The 19,965-nt window shown below is 72.0% G+C and carries 10 protein-coding genes; 4 read left to right on the plus strand and 6 right to left on the minus strand.

Features of this window, described 5'->3' with window-relative positions; all coding sequences use genetic code 11:
* Position 1: 1 nt before the first annotated feature.
* The 4 genes from ACWDAG_RS24420 to ACWDAG_RS24435 form a co-directional block, all read right to left on the minus strand.
* Complete coding sequence (locus tag ACWDAG_RS24420) at positions 2–6,937, minus strand: SDR family NAD(P)-dependent oxidoreductase (RefSeq protein ID WP_450697678.1); 6,936 nt, start codon at positions 6,935–6,937, stop codon at positions 2–4.
* A gap of 70 nt (positions 6,938–7,007) precedes the next feature.
* The gene (locus ACWDAG_RS24425; RefSeq protein ID WP_450697679.1) at positions 7,008–7,919 is read right to left on the minus strand and encodes a thioesterase domain-containing protein; all 912 of its coding nucleotides are present in this window, start codon (positions 7,917–7,919) and stop codon (positions 7,008–7,010) included.
* Entirely contained in the window at positions 7,903–8,169 is a 267-nt protein-coding gene (locus ACWDAG_RS24430) for an acyl carrier protein (RefSeq protein ID WP_123964082.1), read from the minus strand. Before ACWDAG_RS24430 ends, ACWDAG_RS24425 begins: the two co-directional genes overlap by 17 nt.
* Before the next feature lie 49 nt (positions 8,170–8,218).
* Positions 8,219–9,511 carry an NAD(P)/FAD-dependent oxidoreductase gene (locus ACWDAG_RS24435; protein WP_450697680.1) on the minus strand — a complete coding sequence of 431 codons (1,293 nt, stop codon included), beginning with the start codon at positions 9,509–9,511 and terminating at the stop codon, positions 8,219–8,221.
* Between the two features lie 387 nt (positions 9,512–9,898).
* Between ACWDAG_RS24435 and ACWDAG_RS24440 the strand changes: the two genes are divergently transcribed.
* The 4 genes from ACWDAG_RS24440 (at position 9,899) to ACWDAG_RS24455 (ending at position 17,455) form a co-directional block, all read left to right on the plus strand.
* Positions 9,899–10,300: a DUF3291 domain-containing protein gene (locus ACWDAG_RS24440; RefSeq protein ID WP_450697681.1), complete on the plus strand. Its 402-nt coding sequence runs from the start codon at positions 9,899–9,901 to the stop codon at positions 10,298–10,300.
* The gene (locus tag ACWDAG_RS24445) at positions 10,297–11,853 is read left to right on the plus strand and encodes an MFS transporter (protein ID WP_450697682.1); all 1,557 of its coding nucleotides are present in this window, start codon (positions 10,297–10,299) and stop codon (positions 11,851–11,853) included. The genes ACWDAG_RS24440 and ACWDAG_RS24445 overlap by 4 nt, the downstream gene beginning before the upstream one ends.
* 287 nt (positions 11,854–12,140) lie before the next feature.
* Positions 12,141–16,007, plus strand: coding sequence for a Pls/PosA family non-ribosomal peptide synthetase (locus ACWDAG_RS24450; protein WP_450697683.1), 3,867 nt, complete (start codon positions 12,141–12,143; stop codon positions 16,005–16,007).
* A 77-nt stretch (positions 16,008–16,084) separates the two neighbouring features.
* Complete coding sequence (locus tag ACWDAG_RS24455; RefSeq protein WP_450697684.1) at positions 16,085–17,455, plus strand: M1 family metallopeptidase; 1,371 nt, start codon at positions 16,085–16,087, stop codon at positions 17,453–17,455.
* A gap of 28 nt (positions 17,456–17,483) precedes the next feature.
* Here the strand turns inward: ACWDAG_RS24455 and ACWDAG_RS24460 are convergent, their stop codons facing one another.
* Both ACWDAG_RS24460 and ACWDAG_RS24465 read right to left on the minus strand, forming a co-directional pair.
* Complete coding sequence (locus ACWDAG_RS24460) at positions 17,484–18,371, minus strand: peptidoglycan-binding protein (protein WP_450697685.1); 888 nt, start codon at positions 18,369–18,371, stop codon at positions 17,484–17,486.
* The gene (locus ACWDAG_RS24465) at positions 18,371–19,924 is read right to left on the minus strand and encodes a DUF6519 domain-containing protein (RefSeq protein WP_450697686.1); all 1,554 of its coding nucleotides are present in this window, start codon (positions 19,922–19,924) and stop codon (positions 18,371–18,373) included. The genes ACWDAG_RS24460 and ACWDAG_RS24465 overlap by 1 nt, the downstream gene beginning before the upstream one ends.
* Positions 19,925–19,965: the final 41 nt, after the last annotated feature.

Genomic DNA, 19,965 nt, shown 5'->3' on the forward strand with positions numbered 1-19,965 from the left:
GTCAGACCGTGACCGCGGCGGCCGCCCGGCCCGGCTGCCTGAACCGTGCGTCCAGCTCCGCGTCCTCGACCGCGGCCACGTCCTCCAGGACGGCCAGCACCCGGCCCTGCGGGTCGAGCGCGGTCACCGTGCAGGTCACGCCGGTCCGGCCGGGCCGCACGTCCTCGACGGCGATGAGGAAGTCCCCGTCGGACGGCAGCGGCGCGTACAGACTCAGCCGCCCGATCTCCATCGGCAGGCAGGCCCGGCCGCGCTGCTCGCGCACCCACACCAGCACGGTCTGCAGCAGCAGGTCGGCCAGGACGGGGCTGTGCAGCCGGCTGTGGTAGCCGCCGAGCGCGGGCCGGTCGTCGGTGAGCCGGGCCCGTACGAGAAGGCGCTGCTCGTCGCTGACCAGCACTGTGCGCAGTCCGCGCAGGGAGGGACCGTGGAAGAGCGTGCCGTCGCGGTACAGCCGCGCCGCGTCCTGCCCGGCCGCGCCGCGGGCGAGGCCCACCAGGTCGCCGCGGTCGGCAGGCGGCTGCCCGGGGTTCCCCGTGCTCAGCCGGATGCTGTACGCGGGCCGGCTGCGACCGCTGCCGTCCACAGAGGAGGCGAGCACGTCGATGCCGTCGTCCGCGGGCTCGACGGACAGCCGCAGCCGTTGCGGCTGCTCCCCCTCGGGCTCGTCCCAGGCCACGCCCTTGAACACCTTGAACCCGCTTGCCCCGACGACGGTTTCACCGGTCGCCGTCTCGACGGCGTTCGCCAGCACGCCGAGTGCCGCGGTGGCGGGCAGCACCCGGCGGTCGCCGATGGTGTGGTCGCTCAGCAGCGGCTGCTCGGCGAGGTCGGTCAGGGTCCGGTCGACGACGAGGGGTGCGAGCGTGGAGCCCTCCGTCGCGGGCGGCGCGGACAGCGGGGTCAGCGGACCGGTGACGATCACCGTGTCGTGCCCGTGCCCGCCCGTGAACTGCTCGGCGAACATGCCCGCCCCGGTCGCGAGCGGCACCAGGGCGATCCCGCGCGAGGCGAACATGGCCCGCAGGTCGTCGGAGACCATGCCGCCGTCCCAGGCGCCCCAGTTCATCGCGGTGACGCGTGCGGAGGGCAGTTCCCGCTTCAGCCGTACGGCGATGCGGTTCAGCGCCTCGTTGGCCATGGCGTAGTCGGACTGGCCGCGGTTGCCGAAGAACCCGGCGACGGAGGAGAAGAACACGAGGTGCCGCAGCTCGGCGATCCCGCGCAGGGCGTCCAGCACATTGCCCAGCCCGATCAGCTTCGTGCCCAGCACCCGGCGTATCTCGTCCGCCGACTTCTGCGCGATGAGCCGGTCGGCGAGAACACCGGCTCCGTGCACGACACCCGTGACCCGCCCGGCGTACGGCGTCAGTGCGCGGCGCACCTCGCCGGGGTCGGTGATGTCGACGGTGAGGTACTCGACGCGGGCGCCGGTGGCGGTGAGCCGGGCGAGGTTGGCGGCGATCTCGCGGGAGGCGGTGATCTCCCGGAACTCCCCCTCGATCGCCCGGGGGTTGGGCTTCTGCCCGCTCTGCGCGGCCCGCCGTGCGATGAGCCCGCGCAGCGCCGGGCCTTCGTGCCCCACGGCCCACTCGGGCTCCGGGGCGGGCCGGCTGCGGCCGAGCAGCAGCAGTCCGGCGGGCCGGGCGGAGACCAGGGCGTGCAGGCAGTCGGCGGTGATGCCGCGGGCGCCGCCGGTGACGACGAACAGGTCGTCGGAGGAGATCTCCGGGACGACGGCCGCGTGTGCCTCGTACGGCTCGGCCGCGAGTGCGATCGTGCGCCGCCCGGCCGGGTCGTGCGCCACGTCGGCGTGCTCGGCCGACAGGTCGTGGATCTCACCGAGGAAGCGCGCACCGACGGTGGTGGGGGCCAGCTCCGGCGCGAAGTCGATCGTACGGGCGAAGAGTTCGGGCACCTCGATGCCGAGGGTCTTCACCAGTCCGCCGACGCCGCCGAGCAGCGGAGAGGCGTCGCCGCCACCGCGGTAGCCGTTCGCCCCGTCGAGCCGGGTGACGGCCACGAAGGCGGCGCGGGTGCCGTGCGCGGCGACCGGCTTCAGCGCGGCCAGGCTGTGCTTGGCGACCAGCAGGCAGTGCTCCAGGCGCTGCACACCCTCGCCCCACTCCTGGCCCGCCGCGGCGGCCATCTGCACGACGAGATCGACCCGCCCGCTCACCAGCGTCCCGGCCAGCTCGCCCTCCTCCCAACTCGCCAGCCGCCGCACGGCATCCGCCTCCGGCACGACACCGTCGACACCGGGCAGCGCGACGATCTCCACCCGCCAGCCGTCCCCGCGCAGCGCCCCGGCAAGCGGCCGCGTCAACGTCGACCCGTCGTCGACGAGAACCGCGGTGCGCGGCTCGGCGTAGGCGCCGACGAGCGTGTGGGGCGGGGCGATCTCGGTGACGTCGGCGTAGGTGCGACCGATGCCCGGAGCGGGTGGGTAGCTGACGGCGAGGGGGGCGGCGGCTGCGGGGGCCGCTGCACGGGGAGCGGGCTCGCTGGAGACGCCGGACACGGTGGAGGCGAGGAACCCGGCGATGTCGTCGAGCGTCCGCAGCTCCGCCAGCACCTCCGGATCGACATCCTCCGAGACGGGATACGACTCCTGCAACGCACCCAGAATCTGCACCCGCTTGATCGAATCGATCCCCAGATCCGCCTCGACATCCATCCCCGGCTCCAGCATCTCCACCGGGTAGCCCGTCTTCTCCGCCACCGCACCCATCAGCGCCTTCATCACACCTTCGGCGACCGCCGAGTTGGGGGCCGAGACCGACTCCGGGGTGGGTGCTGCGGCGACGGATTGGGGCTGGACGGTGGGCTCGACGGACACGGTGGAAGCCAGGAACCCGGCGATGTCGTCGAGCGTCCGCAGCTCCGCCAGCACCTCCGGATCGACGTCCTCCGAGACCGGGTACGACTCCTGCAACGCCCCGAGAATCTGGACTCGCTTGATCGAATCGATGCCGAGATCGGCCTCCACATCCATCCCCGGCTCCAGCATCTCCACCGGATAACCCGTCTTCTCCGCCACCGCCCCCATCAGCGCCTCCATCACGGCTTCGGAGTTGGGGGCCGAGACCGACTCGATCTCAGGCTCGGGCTGTACGGGGGCAGGCTGCGTGGCGGACTCGACGGAGACCGTGGAGGCGAGGAAGCCGGCGATGTCGTCGAGAGTGCGCAGCTCGGCGAGGACCTCCGGATCGACATCCTCCGAGACCGGGTACGACTCCTGCAACGCACCCAGAATCTGCACTCGCTTGATCGAATCGATGCCGAGATCGGCCTCCACATCCATCCCCGGCTCCAACATCTCCACCGGATAACCCGTCTTCTCCGCAACCGCACCCATCAGTGCCTCCATCACCCCGGCGGCGACAGCCGAGTTGGTGAGAGGGGCCGACTCGATCTCAGGCTCGGGCTCGGGGAGACGGACGGTCTCGACCGCGGAAGTGATCGGCTCCGGCGCCGACTCGGCAGGCACCGTGGAGGCGAGGAACCCGGCGATGTCGTCGAGCGTCCGCAGCTCCGCCAGGACCTCCGGATCGACATCCTCAGAGACGGGATACGACTCCTGCAACGCACCCAGAATCTGCACCCGCTTGATCGAATCGATCCCCAGATCCGCCTCGACATCCATCCCCGGCTCCAGCATCTCCACCGGATAACCCGTCTTCTCCGCCACCGCACCCATCAGCGCATCCATCACCCCGGCCACAACGGCCGAGTCGGTGACAGAGGCGGACTCGGGCGCAGGCTCGGCTTCCGGCACCGTCTCGGGCTCGGGCTCCGGCTCGGCTTCCGTGGCCGTGACCGGCGTCGGCTCCGGCTCCGGCTCCTCGGACGGTGGAGCCGCGCGCAGCGCATCCAGCAGCAGCCGGGTGGACCGCTCGTGCGCGGCGCCGATCGTCGCGCTCTGCTCCCGTATGAGCCGCAGGGCGGCATCCGTGTCGGGGTGTCCTCCGGCCCGTACGGACTCCTCCAGGGAGCGGACCGACGCGTGCACCGTGTCCGCGTGGGCGGTGAGGATCTCCGCCTGAAGGGCGAGCCCGTCGCGTACGACGCCCCCGACGCCCTCGGAGGCACCCGCACCCGCCGCCACAGCCAACGGCTCCGCAATCGCGTCCCGATACGCCGAACGCCGTTCCTCGGTCACGTAGTTGATGCCGCGCAGCGGGACGTTCATGCCCTTGCGGGCCGGCAGCTCGGCCCGCGGCTCCACATGGTCGTCGAAGCCGGTGAGGGGCAGCCCGAGGACCGCGAGTTCGATCGCCGCGCGCTTCAGCGAGACCTCGCTGTCCTTGCTGGGCCCGCCGTCCACGGCGAGGGTCACGACGTCGGTGCGGCCTTCGAGGATGCGGTCGATCAGATCCGTCAGCACCCGCTTGGGGCCGAACTCGACGAAGACGCGGAACCCGTCCGCGTACATCTTCTCGATGCCGGAGACGAAGTCGACCGGCTGGAGGAGCTGGTCCACGAGGGTGCGGCGGTTGGCCGCCGCGTCGCTGCCGTACGCGGACCCCGGGGTGTTGGCATAGACCGGGACCGTCGGAACGCCCAGCCCGGTCGACTCCACTGCCTGCCGGAACGCGTCCGCGGCATGGGCGACGAAGCCGGTGTGGAACGCGGCGGAGACCGGCAGCCGCTTGGCCGGGATACGGCGGTCCGAGACGTCGGCGACCAGGCGGTCGATCTCGTCCGTGGGACCGCCGACCACGATCTGGCCGGGGGCGTTGATGTTGCAGATGGCCACATTGCGGTACGTGGCGACCAGGCCCTGGACGTCGGAGAGGGAGGCGCGGATCGCCGCCATGGCACCGGGGTCGAAGTCCGCGGCGGCCTGCTCCGGCGGGGCCATGGCGCGGCCGCGGGCGCGGGCCAGGTGCGCGAACCCGTCGTCGTCGAGTGCCCCGGCCGCCCAGAGCGCGGTGAGTTCGCCGAAGCTGTGGCCGATGACGCCGTCGGCGCGGAAGCCGAGCCGGTGCAGCCAGGCGTACTGGCCGGAGGCGAGCGCGCCGATGGCGGGCTGGGCGAAGTCGGTGCGGCGCAGGGCCGTTTCCTGCCCGGCGCGGGCGCCGTCGGTGAAGGCGGGCGGCGGGAAGACCGTGCGGGCGAGGGTGTCGGGGCCCTCGGTCAGCCGGTTGGCGCGGTCGAAGGCGGCCCGTACGGGCGGCAGCGCGACGGCGGCCCTTCGCCCCATGCCGACGTACTGGCTGCCTTGTCCGGCGAACACGGCCGCCGTCCTGACGGACGTGGGCAGGGCCTGGCGCCGGTAGGTGATGCCCTTGGGGTGCTGCCAGGAGTCGGCGTCGGGGCGGGCCCGCAGCAACTCCACTGCCGTACCGCAGAGTTCGGTGAATTCCTCGTCGCTGCGGGCGACGATCCCGATGCGGGCGTCGGAGGCGGGGATCGCACCGGACTCGTCCGGAGCGGCGCCGTTCTCGATGCGCAGGGCGAGCGCCTCGGGGCCCGCCGCGTGCCACAGGCCCCAGCGGACCGTCGGGCCGAGGGACTTGGCCTCCGCGGGCCCCTCGTGCTCCTCCAGCACCATGTGGAAGTTGGTGCCGCCGAAGCCGAAGGAGGAGACGGCGGCGCGGCGTTTGCCGCGTTCCGGGTCCAGCACCCAGGGGCGCGCCTCGGTGTTGACGTAGAAGGGTGTGCTCGTGGGGTCGACCGCCTCGCTCGGTGTCTCGACGTTGATGGTCGGCGGGAGCACCTTCTGGTGCAGGGCGAGGGAGAGTTTGATGAGGCTCGCGGCGCCCGCGGCGGCCTTGGTGTGCCCGATCTGGGACTTGACGCTGCCGATGGCGGCGTAGCCGTGGTCGTCGTTGCCGGCCGCGACGACGGAGGAGAGGGCGGACAGCTCGGTGTGGTCGCCGACGGCCGTGCCCGTGCCGTGCGCCTCGAACAGTTCGATGGAGTCGACGGGTACGCCGGCGTCGTCGTAGGCGCGGCGCAGGGCGAGCTGCTGGCCCTCGGCGCGCGGGGCGTAGATGCTCTTGAAGCGGCCGTCGCTGGAGGTGCCGATGCCGCGCAGGACGGCGTAGATGCGGTCGCCGTCGCGTTCGGCGTCGGCGAGGCGCTTGAGGGCGAGCATGCCGATGCCCTCGCCGATCAGCGTGCCGTCGGCGGACTCGTCGAAGGGGCGGATCTGCTGGGTCTTCGAGAACGCCGGGGTCTTGCTGAAGCACATGTACATGAGGATCGTGTTCTCGGCGTCGCAGCCGCCGGTGATCATCATGTCGGCGCGGCCCTCGATGAGTTCGCTCACCGCGAGTTTGACGGCCGCGAGGGAGCTGGCGCAGGCGGCGTCGACGGTGCAGTTGGTGCCGCCGAGGTCGAAGCGGTTGGCGATCCGGCCGGCGACGACATTGCCGAGCATGCCGGGGAAGGAGTTCTCCTCCCACGGGATGTACGCCTTCTTGAAGCGCTGCGCGATCTCCTCGACGTCCGCCTCGCTCAGGCCGACGCTGCGTACGACCTCCTTGAGCACCGGGGTCTGCAGGCGCGCGGAGAGCGGTTGGGTGAGGGAGTTGGCGCCGGTGATGCCGAGGACGACTCCGGTGCGGGAGGCGTCGTACCAGCTGCCGTTGTCCGCGCCGGCGTCGCGCAGCACGTCGCGTGCCACCGTGAGGGACAGCAGCTGGAGGATGTCGGTGACCTCCAGGGTGTTGGGCGGGAGCCCGAACTCCATGGGGTTGAAGGCGATTTCGGGAAGGAATCCGCCGCGGCGGACGTAGGTCTTGTCCTCGGCCGCGGGGTCCGGGTCGTAGTAGTCCGCGGTGTTCCAGTGGCTCTCGGGGACGTCCTCGATGCAGTCCTGGGCGTCCACGATGTTGTGCCAGAACTCGCGCAGGTCGCGCGACTTGGGGAAGAGGCCCGCCAACCCGACGATCGCGATCGGCGTCTCGGCCAGACGTGAGTAGTGCACGATGGTGGTCCTCTCGGGCTTGCGCGTCGCGCGGGTCGTGTGCGGCGGGTACGTCAAGTGATCTGGTGGCTCAGCCGGTTCGCGAACCGGTGGCGAGGAGGGCGGCGAGGGCGGCCGCGGTCTCCGGTTCGTGGAGCATCGTGTAGTGGTCGCCTGGGACGGCCAGTCGCCGCAGCGGGCGGCCGCTGAGGCCGCTCCAGCCGAGGTCGGGGCTGTCGGGCAGGAGCGAGCGGTCCGGTTTGACGACGGTGACGGTGCGGTCGAGCGGGGCGGGCAGATAGCCGGCGGTGCATCGGTTGTTGCGGACGAGTCCGGTGTGGAACGCGGTGTACAGCTTGCGCAGTCCTGCCGGTTCGGTGCCGTCCTGCAGCACTCCCTGTTCGACCGCCGCGGTGAGCAGGACGCCGAGGCCGTCCTCCTCGCCGAGACCGTCCAGGGCCGCCGGAGCCAGGGTGAGGCGGCGGCCGCGTTTGGCACCCAGGTACATCGCGAACCAGGTGAGGAGCATGTCCGGTCGGAGCAGTTCGTCCGGCCGCTGGAAGGCGGGTACGGGTGCGATCGAGTCGAGGACGACGAGGTCCTCGACGCGGTCGCCCAGCCCCTGGGCGTCGAGACGGGCGGCGATCTCGTAGGCCACCACTCCCCCGAACGACCAGCCGGCGAGGGTGAACGGCCGGTCGGTGAGTCCGGCGGCGGTCAGTTCCCCCAGGCAGCGCTGGGCGAGTTCGCGGACGCCGATGACGGACAGGGTCGGGACGAGGGCCGCCGCGAAGTACTCCGGGACGTTCCCCAGGTCGCACAGGTGCAGTGCGTGGTCCTCGGGCAGCCGTGCCGCGACCGGCTGCCAGGCGGTGGCGGGCAGCGCGCCCGGATGGACGGCGACGACCGGCCGCGCGGCCGGATCCACCGGCCCGAGCGTCGTCAGCAGCGGGCGGAGCGCGCCCGGTCGACGCGGGGTGGCCGGGTCAGGCCGCGGCGACATGACGGTCGCTCTCCTCGGCGATGTGCTCGGACAGGGCGGCGATCGTCGGGTGGTACCAGAGGGCCGTGGCCTCCAGTTCGAAGCCGAGCCATTTCTCCAGCTCGCCCGCGAGGATCAGCGCCTCCGTCGAGTCGAGGTCGAACTCGTCGAAGTAGCGCTCGACGTCGATCTGCTCCTGGCCGACCCCGAGCCGGATCGCCAGCTTCTCGACCAGCCAGGCCTGTGCTTCTTCGGCGGTGACACGCTGCATTGGGATTCCCCTTGTCCGTTCGTGCTGTGTGCGGTTCGCGGTTCGCGGTTCAGTGACGGGTCGTGATCTCGCGGGCGACGGCTTCGGCCGCCTTGCGCCCGGAGACGAATCCGGCCTCGTGGGAGCCGATGAGGTCGACGCCGATGCGGGGCGCGTGGAAGTAGGAGCCGGCCAGCTTGATCCGGCCGCCGGGGGCGTTGACGTCGTAGATCGTGCGCTGCATGGCGCGCACCTCCAGGTCGATGACCGGGTGGGTGAACGGCAGTTCACGGACGACGAGTTCGTCGCGCGGGACGATCGGCGAGTCGAGGGTGACGAAGTAGTCGTGCTCGGCGGTGAAGCCCTGCAAGGAGTTCATGTAGTAGGCGACCCAGGTGCGGGGGCGGCCGTCCACGGTCTTCAGTCCGTAGTTCCAGCTCTGCCAGCGTTCCCGCCTCGGCGGCATGCTCGACGGGTCGGTGTGCAGGATCGCCCGGGTGGCGCTGTAGCGGACCTTGCCGAGGATCTGTGCCTGGAGCGGGGTGGGCTGCTCCAGCACGGCGAGGGTCTGGTCGGCGTGCGCGGCGAGGACGACGTAGTCGTAGCGCTCCTCGCCGGCTGCGGTGCCGATGACGACTTCGTCCCCGTCCTCCCGTACCCGGGTCACTTCCGCGCCGGTGCGGACCTTGCCGTTGACGCCGGCGATGACCCGGCGGACGTACTCGATGCTGCCGCCCGACACGGTCTTCCAGGCCACCGACCGGCCGCCGAGGCCGCCGGGGTCGTGGGACATGAAGAAGGCGATCACCGTGGTCGCGGGCATCTCCCAGATGAGCTCGGCGGGCACCGACCAGACGGCGGTGGCGAGCAGGACGACATAGCCGTACTTGAAGGCGTCGCTGTAGCCGCCGCGGTCCAGGTAGTCGCCGAGGGAGAGGTCGGTGCGTTTGCGCAGGAAGTCCTTCGGGGCCTCGCGGTGGAAGCGCTCCGCGTCGCGCCACAGGGGCAGGAAGTCGGCCGGGTAGCGGGCGGCGATCTCGGCCTCGGAGAGCTCGAACTCGGCGGTGCCGTAGTCGAGTCCGCGGTCGAGGTCGAAGAAGTCGAAGCCGCCGGTGTGGTCGAGGGCGCTCGCGCCGAGCTTCTCGAAGAAGGCGGTGAGTTCGGGGTACGTCCGCGCGTTGAAGACGACGAACGCCGTGTCGACGCCGATGGTACGGCCGTCCTCGTCGACCTCCACGGTGTGGGCGTGGCCGCCGGGGCGGTCCTGGCTCTCGTACACGGTGACTTCGACGTCGTCCGGCAGGTGGTGGGCGGCGGAGAGTCCGGAGATCCCGGCTCCGACGACAGCGACACGGGTGGTCATGGCAGGGCTGCACCTCGGCTCGAACAGTTCTCGGGAACGGTCACGGTGAGGCGCAGAGGGCTGATACCTCTGAAAGGGGTCGCGATCCGCGAGTCGCTCGGCGGATGGCGCACAAGCACCGTAGGCCGGGCTGGAAAACGGGGTCAATCGGCCCATCGACGCCCGGATTTCCGCTATCGAAGGCATCGATGCGGCATGGAAGCGGGCGCCTGCGGAAGGTCCGGATCCGGTCATACGGGCGCTCCGTGAGCGCGATCGAACTGCGACTGCACGCAGTGCCACCGGATTCACCCCTGCGGGGGTGCACGGAATCGGGGGCCCGTGGACTCTTTTGAATGACCGCCTGATCCCGCCGAGGGGAGAACCTCCATGCCGACGATTCCTTGGATGCCTGGCACCGCCAAGGACGGCACCGAGCCCGCCGGGCCGCCGCTGGTGATGGCCTCCCGGCTGGAGCTGCGCTCGCTGCTGGGCGTGCCCAGGTTCTTCCTGCTGTCCCTGGTGATATTCCAGCAGGTCCGCAGCTCGCCGGGGCTGTTGGGCGCCTCGCTGAAGGCGGAGCCGCTGAAGAGGACGTTCTGGACGCTGTCGGCCTGGCGCGACCAGGAGGCGCTGACCACCTTCTCCGGGACCGATCCGCACGCACGGAGCGTGCGCGGGCTGCGCCCTGGGATGAAGGGCTCGGTGTTCGTGTTCTGGAACACCGAGCGCGACCAGCTGCCGATCACCTGGGACGAGGCGCAGCGCCGACTGGCCGAGCAGGCCGAGCGGGAGGCTCAGGCGACATGAGCACGGGCGCACCCCTCAACACGGGCCCGTCACCGACAACAGACGCCCCGTCTGCGCCGGTTGTGCCGCAGGGCCGCCTCGTCCTGCTGGCCGCCTGCCTCGGCCTGTTCATGTCGTTCATCGAGGTGACCGCGGCCATCTCCACGCTGCGGGCGCTCCAGGTCGACATGCAGGTGGCGCCAGCCGACCTGAGCTGGGTGTCCAGCACCTACACGCTGGTGGTCGCGGCCTGCGTCCTGTCGGGCGGGGCGCTGGGCGAACGGTTCGGGCGGCGCCGGATGTTCATCACCGGCACCGTCCTGATCGCGGCCGGCTCCCTGGTCGTGGCGTCGGCGCAGAGCTATCCGCAGGTCCTGATAGGGCGTGGCGTCAGCGGACTGGGCGGCGCCCTGGTCCTTCCGACCTCCCTCGCCCTGATCACGACCACGTTCTTCGTCGACCTGCCGCGCATGCTGCGCTACATAGCCGTGTGGGTGTCGGTCTCGGGCGTGGGTCTGGCCGTGGGTCCGTTGCTGGGCGGCACCCTGCTGCAGACGTGGAACTGGCGGGCGGTCTACCTGGTGAACACACCGCTCGCGGTGATCACCGTGGCGGTGACGCTGCGGGCGGTCGCCGAGTCCCGGGTCCCGGACCGACCCCTGGACCTCGCCGGCCAGTTCTGGGCCGTGCTCGGACTGTCCACCCTGGTCTACGGAATAGCGGTGGGCGGCCGGGCGGGGTACGGCGACCCGGTGGTGGTCACCGTGCTCGCGGTGGCCGCCCTCTCCCTCACCGCGCTGGTCCTCACCGAGCGCCGCAGGGCGGTGCCGATGCTGGACGTCCGCATGATGGCCAACGCCCGCTACACAGCGGCCTTGTGCGTCGCGGCGGCCGCCCTGTTCGTGTTCGTCGGCGTGGTGTTCCTGGAGGTGCTCTTCCTCCAACGGGTCCGTGCCTTCGGCCCCTTGGACACCGGCATACGGCTGCTGCCCGCGATGCTCGCGTTCGTCGCGGCGACGGCCATGGCGCAACGCCTGGCGGGACGGGTCCGCGCGGGACGGCTGCTGGCGGCGGGTTCGCTCGTCACCACCGCCGCCGCTCTGGTGCTGCTGCGCCAGCAGCCGGACGGTTCCTATGCGGTCACCGCGCTGGGACTGGTGCTTGCCGGGCTGGGCAGCGGTCTGGTGGTCGCCCCGTCCACGGCCGCCGCCTTCGAAGTGGTCGAGGGCCCGCAGATGGGCGCGGCCTCCTCGGCCGTGACGGCGTTCCGCCAGGTCGGCTCGGTCCTGGCGACGGCGATACTCGGCGCCGTCCTCGCCGTCCGCTTCCTCGGCACGCTTCCCGACCGCCTCGCCGCACACCGTCTGCCGGCGCCGGTGATCGACCAGGTCGTCTCGGTCGCCCGCAGCGGCGGCAGGTCCAGCGGCCGCTCGTCACCGCAGGTCACGGGCGCGGTCGGGGACGCGTTCACGGCGGGCGTGCACAGCGCGCTGTGGGTGGTGGCGGGGGCCTCGTTCGGCGCGGCGGTGCTGGCCTGGACACTGCTGGCGCGCAGGTCCCCGCCCAGGGAGTAGGCGCCGTTGCCCGCGGCAGGAGCAAGTGCCTTTTCGCGCACCGCACATGGCCTCCTCACCCACTGTGTGGGACATCTCTCCCTGGAGTGAAGAACACCAGGTCAGAGTGGGTCGGCCACTCTCCCGACAGCCCCCAACGGCCCACCCGGGTGGCCGATCAGCCGTCCCGAACCTAGCGTCGTACTAAAATTTCCGGCTTGTTACGGAGCTGGACCCGGACAACCCCAGGCAGACCTGCGGGCCCGCCAGCGCCCCGGAGGCTTCCGGGATCGAGACGCGAGGACCGGATGGCAGCCATAGACGAGAGCAGCGCTCTCGGCCTGCTCGACGATGAGCTCAGCGCAGAGATCCACCAGCAGTTCGGCGACACCGCACGTTTCTCCGGGGGTCAGGCGGCCTCCCCGCGCACACTCGTCGACATCTTCGACGCATCGGTGCGGTCGTACCCGGACGAGCTCGCCCTGGACGACGGCACCACCCGGCTCACCTACCGGGCGCTGGCCGCCGAGGTGGAGCGGCTGCGCCGCCGCCTCGGCGCGGCCGGGGTCGGGCTCGGGGACCGCGTGGGGGTGCGGGTTCCCTCCGGCACCAATGACCTGTACGTCGCGATCCTGGCCGTCCTCGCCGCAGGTGCCGCCTATGTCCCCGTGGACGCCGAGGACCCGGACGAGCGGGCCGAGTTGGTGTTCGGGGAGGCCGACGTCCGAGCGGTCGTCGGCGCCGGGCACGAGCTGACCGTCACCGGGCGCAGCGACGTCCCCGCGGCCCGCCCCGGCGTCGAGCAGGACGCGTGGATCATCTTCACGTCCGGTTCCACCGGGAAGCCCAAGGGTGTCGCGGTCAGTCACCGCAGTGCCGCCGCGTTCGTGGACGCCGAGGCCGCGCTGTTCCTGACCGACGACCCGATCGGCCCGGGTGACAGGGTCATGGCGGGACTGTCGGTCGCCTTCGACGCGTCCTGCGAGGAGATGTGGCTGGCCTGGCGCTACGGCGCCTGTCTGGTGCCCGTGCCGCGCTCGCAGGTCCGCAGCGGCGCCGACCTGGGGCCCTGGCTGGTCGAGCAGGAGATCACCGTCGTCTCGACGGTGCCCACGCTCGCCGCGCTCTGGGAGCCCGAGACCCTCAACGACGTACGTCTGCTGATCTTCGGTGGGGAGGCCTGCCCGCCCGAGCTGGTGCAGCGGCTGGTGACGGAGGGCCGCGAGGTCTGGAACACCTACGGGCCGACCGAGGCCACCGTCGTCGCCTGTGCCTCGCTCATGTCCGGCGAGGAGCCGATCCGTATCGGGCTGCCCCTCGACGGCTGGGAGCTGGCCGTCGTCGACGAGGCCGGTGAGCCCGTGCCGATGGGCGGCAGCGGTCAGCTGGTGATCGGCGGGGTCGGGCTCGCACGCTATCTCGATGCCGAGAAGGACGCGGAGAAGTACGCGCCGCTGGAGTCCCTGGGCTGGGAGCGGGCCTACCGCAGCGGTGACCTGGTCAAGGCCGAGCCCGAGGGGCTCGTCTTCCTCGGGCGGGCCGACGAGCAGATCAAGCTCGGCGGGCGCCGCATCGAGCTGGGCGAGGTGGACGCCGCGCTGCAGGCACTGCCCGGTGTCGCGGGTGCGGCGGCCGCGGTGCGTACCGCGCGCAGCGGCAACCAGCTCCTCGTCGGCTATGTCGTCACCCAGGACGGCTGGGACCAGGCGACCGCGGTGGAGAAGCTGCGGGCCGAGCTGCCCGCCGCCCTCGTGCCGCTGCTCGCACCGGTCGAGGACCTGCCGACCCGGACGTCCGGCAAGGTCGACCGCAACGCGCTGCCCTGGCCCCTGGAGGGCCTGGAGACCGGCGGTCCGGCCGAGCAGCTCTACGGCACCGAGGCCTGGCTCGCCGAGCAGTGGACGGAAGTCCTCGGCATCCCGGTCACCAGTGCCCGCGACGACTTCTTCGCGATCGGCGGCAACAGTCTGGCCGCCGCCCAGCTGACGACGAGGCTGCGCACCCGCTACCCCAGCGCGGCCGTCCTCGACATCTACCAGCAGCCGACCCTGCGCAAGCTGGCCCGCCACCTGGAGAAGTCGGCGCAGGACGACGGCGGCCGCCGCACGATCACCCCGGTGCCGACCAGCGCCAAGGTGATCCAGCTGCTGCTGCTCGTGCCGCTGTTCACGCTGCTCGGCCTGCGCTGGACGGTGGCCCTGGCCGCGGCCGGGAACCTGCTGCCCGGCTACTCCTGGCTGCCGACCGCGCCCTGGTGGCTGATCGCGGCCGAGGCGGTGCTGCTGTTCAGCCCGCCCGGGCGGCTCGCGATCGCCGCGGGCGGCGCGCGACTGCTGCTGCGGGGAGTCGAGCCCGGCCGGTACGCGCGTGGTGGCAGCGTCCACCTGCGCCTGTGGACGGCCGAGCGGCTGGCCGAGTTCAGCGGAGCGACCTCGCTGACCGGCTCCTGGCTGGAGCGGTACGCCCGCGCGCTGGGCGCCAAGGTCGGCCAGGACGTCGACCTGCACTCGCTGCCGCCCGTCACCGGCCTGCTCAAGCTGGGCCGGGGTGCGGCCGTCGAGTCCGAGGTCGACCTGTCCGGCTGGTGGCTGGACGGCGACCGTCTGGAGATCGGCCAGGTCAAGGTGGGTGCGCACGCCACCATCGGTACCCGCAGCATGCTCTTCCCGGGCGCCCGCGTCGGCAAGCGCGCCGAGGTGGCCCCCGGCTCGGCCGTCACCGGCCAGATCCCCACCGGCCAGCGCTGGGCGGGCGCGCCCGCGATCAAGCTCGGCAAGGCCAAGCGGAACTGGCCCAAGGAGCGCCCGCAGCGCGGCACGTACTGGCGCGTGATGTACGGCCTGACCGGTCTCGCGCTCTCCGCGCTGCCGCTGGTGGCCGGTGGCGTCGCGTTCCTCGTGGCGCACGCCCTCATCGACCCCGCCGCGCCCCTGCGCGGTGCCGCGCTCGCCCTCGTCCCCGCCACGCTGGCGTTCGGGCTGGCGTACGCGCTGCTGATCCTGGTCGGCGTACGGCTGCTGAGCCTGGGCCTGCGTGAGGGCACGCACCCCACGCACAGCCGGATCGGCTGGCAGGCCTGGACGGTCACGCAGCTGATGGACCGCTCCCGGGAGACGCTGTTCCCGCTGTATGCGGGGCTGGTCACGCCGGTCTGGCTGCGGCTGCTCGGAATGAAGATCGGGCGCGGCGCCGAGGTGTCCACCGTGCTGGCCCTGCCCAGCCTCACGACCGTCGGTGAGGGCGCGTTCCTGGCCGACGACACGCTGACCGCGCCGTACGAGCTCGGTGGCGGCTGGATGCGGATCGGGCGCGCGGAGATCGGGCGGCGGGCGTTCCTCGGGAACTCCGGGATGACCGCGCCGGGCCGGAGCGTGCCGGACGGCGGGCTGGTCGGCGTGCTGTCGGCCACCCCGAAGAAGGCGAAGAAGGGCAGCTCCTACCTGGGGCTGCCGCCGGTCAAGCTGCCGCGCAGCGCCGAGACGGGCGACCAGAGCCTGACCTACGACCCGCCGGCGCGGCTGCTGTGGGCGCGCGGGCTGGTGGAGCTGTTCCGGATCGTGCCGGTGTTCTGCTCAGCCGCCCTCGCCGTGCTGACGGTGGCGGCGCTGTGCCTGCTCGGGCCCTGGGCCCCCCTGCTGTCCGGTCTGGTGCTGCTCACCACGGGTGCCGCGGCCGCTGTCGTGTCGTTCGTCGCCAAGTGGCTGCTCGTCGGGCGGCACCGCACCGGGGAGCACCCGCTGTGGAGCGGCTTCGTGTGGCGCAACGAGCTCGCGGACACGTTCGTCGAGGTCGTGGCCGTGCCCTGGCTGGCCGGTTCGGTGCCCGGGACTCCCCTGATGACCGCGTGGCTGCGCGGCCTGGGCGCCAAGATCGGCAAGGGCGTGTGGGTGGAGAGCTACTGGCTGCCCGAGACCGACCTGGTGACCCTGGAGGACGCGGCCACCGTGAACCGCGGCTGCGTCCTGCAGACCCACCTCTTCCACGACCGGATCTTGCGGACGGATACTGTTGTACTCCGTGAGGGCGCCACGCTGGGCCCTGGCGGGATCGTGCTGCCCGGCAGCACGATCGGGGCCCGCACCACCCTGGGTCCCGCGTCGCTCGTCATGGCCGCGGAGTCCGTCCCGGACGACACCCGCTGGCTCGGCAACCCGATCGAGGCATGGCGTCCCTGAGCGCGGGCCACTCGGAGTCGGTGAGCGGTGAACCGGCAGAATGGAGTGGCACGACGGCGCAGGGAGCAGAAGCGGCAGTGGCAGTTCAGCAGACGGCGGGTTCGGACCCGTACTTCCCGGACCACGGTGACCCCCGTTACCGGGTGCACCGGTACGAGCTCACGCTGGACTACCGCCCGGGCCCGAACCGCCTGGCGGGCGCGGCCCGGATCAACGCCATCGCGGGCCGCTCGCCACTGACCGAGTTCATCCTCAACCTGTCCGACTTCAAGATCGGCCGGGTCCGGGTCGACGGCCGCCAGCCGCACTACACCCACCGTGGCGGCCGCCTGCGCATCCGCCCGGCCAAGCCGGTCCGGCCCGGTGCCGCGTTCACCGTCGAGGTGCACTGGTCGGGCAACCCCAAGCCGGTCCCCAGCCCCTGGGGCGGGCTCGGCTGGGAGGAGCTGGAGGACGGGGCGCTGGTGGCGAGCCAGCCGATCGGGGCGCCGTCCTGGTACCCGTGCAACGACCGGCCCGCCGACAAGGCCGCGTACCAGATCTCGATCACGACGCCGTCCGCGTACGCGGTGGCGGCGGGCGGCCGGCTGCTGACCCGTACGACGAAGGCGTCCACGACGACCTGGGTGTACGAGCAGTCGGCGCCCACGTCGAGCTATCTGGTGGGGCTGGCGATCGGCAAGTACCAGACGGTGCTGCTGGGCGACCCGGGGCCGGGCGGAGTGCCGCAGCACGGGCACATCCCGGCGCATCTCCTGCCGGAGTTCTCCCGGGACTTCGCGCGGCAGCCCCAGATGATGGACCTGTTCCAGGAGATCTTCGGGCCGTACCCGTTCGACGAGTACGCCGTCGTCGTGACCGACGAGGAGCTCGATGTCCCCGTCGAGGCACAGGGGTTGTCGCTGTTCGGCGCCAACCACGTGGACGGGGCGCGGGGTTCGGAGCGGCTCGTGGCGCACGAGCTGGCGCACCAGTGGTTCGGCAACAGCGTGTCCATAGCCGACTGGCGGCACATATGGCTGAACGAGGGCCTCGCCAAGTACGCCGAGTGGCTGTGGTCGGAGCGCTCGGGCGGGCGCAGCGCCCAGCAACTCGCCTCCGTCGCACACCGGTTGCTGTCCTCGCAGCCGCAGGATCTCCGACTGGCCGACCCGGGCCGCAAGGCGATGTTCGACGACCGGCTCTACGAGCGCGGCGGCCTGACCGTGCACGCGCTGCGCTGTGCGCTGGGCGACGACGTCTTCTTCCGGATGCTGCGCGGCTGGGCGGGGCTGCACCGGGGCGGGGCGGTGACGACCGCGACGTTCACGGCGCATGTCGGCCGGTACGCGGACGAGCCGCTGGACGACCTGTTCGACGCCTGGGTGTACGGCACTGCGCTGCCGCCCCTGCCCGCGCAGATACCGGCACGTCCGGCACACCCGCCCACCAACGCCGAGTCGGCGTAGGCGGGCGGGCCGCCAAAGGCGCAGGTTCTCAGGTCGCGGGCACCTTCAGCTTGTCCCAGCTGACCTTGCCCGGAATGCCGTCCGCGTCCCTGCCCTTGAAGCCGAGCTTGCGCTGCCAGGCCCGGTAGGACTCGCGGTCGGCGTCGGTCCACTCGGGGCTGGGCCCCTCCTCGTAGTGGCCGCAGCCCTCCGCGACCAGCCGCCTGCCCATGGCCGTGATGACCGCGGACTTCTGCCCGTCGTGGAAGAAGCCGGCGCCCGGGAACGGCGCGTACGACGGCTTGGAGGGAGCGGGCCTGGGGTCCGGGTCGGGTGCCGGGGACCGGCCGGCCAGCCGGTCGGCGATCCGCTTGCGCATGCCGTCCATGGTGAAGCCGCGCGGATCCACCTTGCCCGGCTGCCACTCCTTGTGCCCGATGACCGACGCGGCGCTCCAGCCGTAGTGACGGCAGATCGCGGCGGACACCTTCTCGATGGCCTCCTTCTGGGCCTCGGGCCAGGGGTCCCTGCCGTCGCCGAGGTTGATGCACTCGAAGCCGTAGAAGTGCCGGTTGCCGTCGGTGTCGGCCTCGTTGTCGTGCGGCAGCTTCGACTCGTTGACGACGGCGCGCAGCACGTCGTGGTCGCCGAGGCCCGCGTGGTTGGCGCGGCCGTTGCCGACGAGGTGGACACGGCCCTGCTTGTCGATGACGCCGTGGCAGAGCGGACCGGGCAGGGCGGGGTAGCCGTCGTAGCAGATGTTCACGGAGTGGTCGGTGCCCGAGGTGACGGTGTGGTGGATCATCACGCCGTTGACCGGGCCCCAGGGGCCCTTCGTGTTGCGGTTGTGGGTGCGCCAGTTGCGCACCTCGATCACCGTGACGCCTTCGGCGCGCAGGATCTCCACCAGCTTGGACGCGTTCATGGGTGTGGCCATCACTCGTCTCCGTCCACTGCTGCCTCCGCTTCCGCGGTGGTCTGCGACCTTCCGTGCGAGGGGTCCTCGGCCTCCAGTTCCTCACGGCGTGCCTGGGCCTCCGCGGCGAGGGTCGCCTCGTCCGCGGCGGGCATGCCGCTGGCCAGCGGGCGGAAGCCGAGGCGCAGGTCGACGGCGCCCTCCTCGCCCTTGACCAGGGCGAGCGGGGCGAGGTGGCGGGTGATGCCGGCGGGTCCTTGGAGCAGCGGGCGGCGCGCCGGGTCGGTCGGCCATTCGACGTTGCCGGTGGCGGTGCGCGCGGGGATCAGCCAGTGGTCGCCGGTGCGGTAGCCGCCGCCCTTGGCGAAGTACACCTCGACGCCGTCCTCCAGCGGCAGCCACTCCCCCTCCGTGACGGGGACGGCTCCGCCCTTGAGTGCCGCCGTACGGCCCTTGTGCCTGGGGCCCTCGCGGTGGTCCCAGCGGCGCAGGTACGGGTTCAGCTCGGGCAGCCGCCCGACACGCGACTCGGGCTCGGCGGAGAGTCGGACACGCCGGCCCGGCAGGTCCAGTTCCTCGACCCGCAGCAGGGGCAGGGCCTCCAGACGGGAGGAGTACGCCGTGTCGGTGACCTCGACGTGGTCGCCGACGTCCAGGTCCAGCTTGTCGTCCTGGCCGAGGGACGCCAACTGCACCCAGGTGCCGTCGAGTCCGTCGACCGGGAAGACCACCGAGCCGTTCTCGCGGGACCACTTGAAGGTGGCGTCCTTCGCCTCGCCGCCCGTGTGCACCTCGACTCGGTAGAGCTGGTTCTCCGTTCCGCGGTAGCGGGCATCGGGCCTGACCAGGCACGGGTCCTCGTCGGCGTGGTCGGGCCGCTCGCTGCGGGCGGCCAGGCGGCCCGAGGACAGGGACTGCTTCTGCGCCCACTTGTCGAAGGCCGCGCGGACGACGTCCTTCGACGGGTCGGTGTTCTCGATCGCCAGCTCGGCGAGGGACAGCGGCAGTACCTGCCAGACCACCTTCACCCGGGCCGCGGTGTCCGGCATCGCGGCACCCAGGGCGACCTCGCGCAGCGCGGGGTCCTCGGCCGCGTTCACCGACCGCTCCCACACGTTCAGGTAGACCACGAACGGTACCTGCGCGGGCGAGGGCAGCCGGTCGCGTTCCGGGTCGCGGAAGGCGTCGGGCTGGTCCCAGTACGTCCAGTACGGCGGCGGGGCCGGGGTGTCCTCGTCCCCCTCCTCGTGGGGTACGGGCTCACCGGGCGCCGGGCGGGTCGCGTCGACCAGGATGCCGTCGACGTAGTAGTGGCCGCCCTGGATGTGGAGGGTGTCGATGTCGAGCTTGCCGCCGACGTAGTCGATGCGGAAGCCCGCGATGTCACGTCCCGCCGCGTCGCGCGGCCCGCCGTAGCGGCCGATCAGGTCGGCGGCGAGCGTGCGCGTCTGGTGCAACTGGATCGCGGCCTGCTCGTTGGCGTCGGCGTCGAGCTGGACTCGGCCCTGCTGGGCGACGACCGCGGAGTAGTGCCGCTCCGGCCGGAAGGTCAGACGGGAGAGATCAGCGTGCATGAAGGGGGTCCCCCTGGTTCAGGATTCTGCGGGTGGGTCGT

It is taken from the genome of Streptomyces sp. NPDC001157, assembly GCF_053598255.1.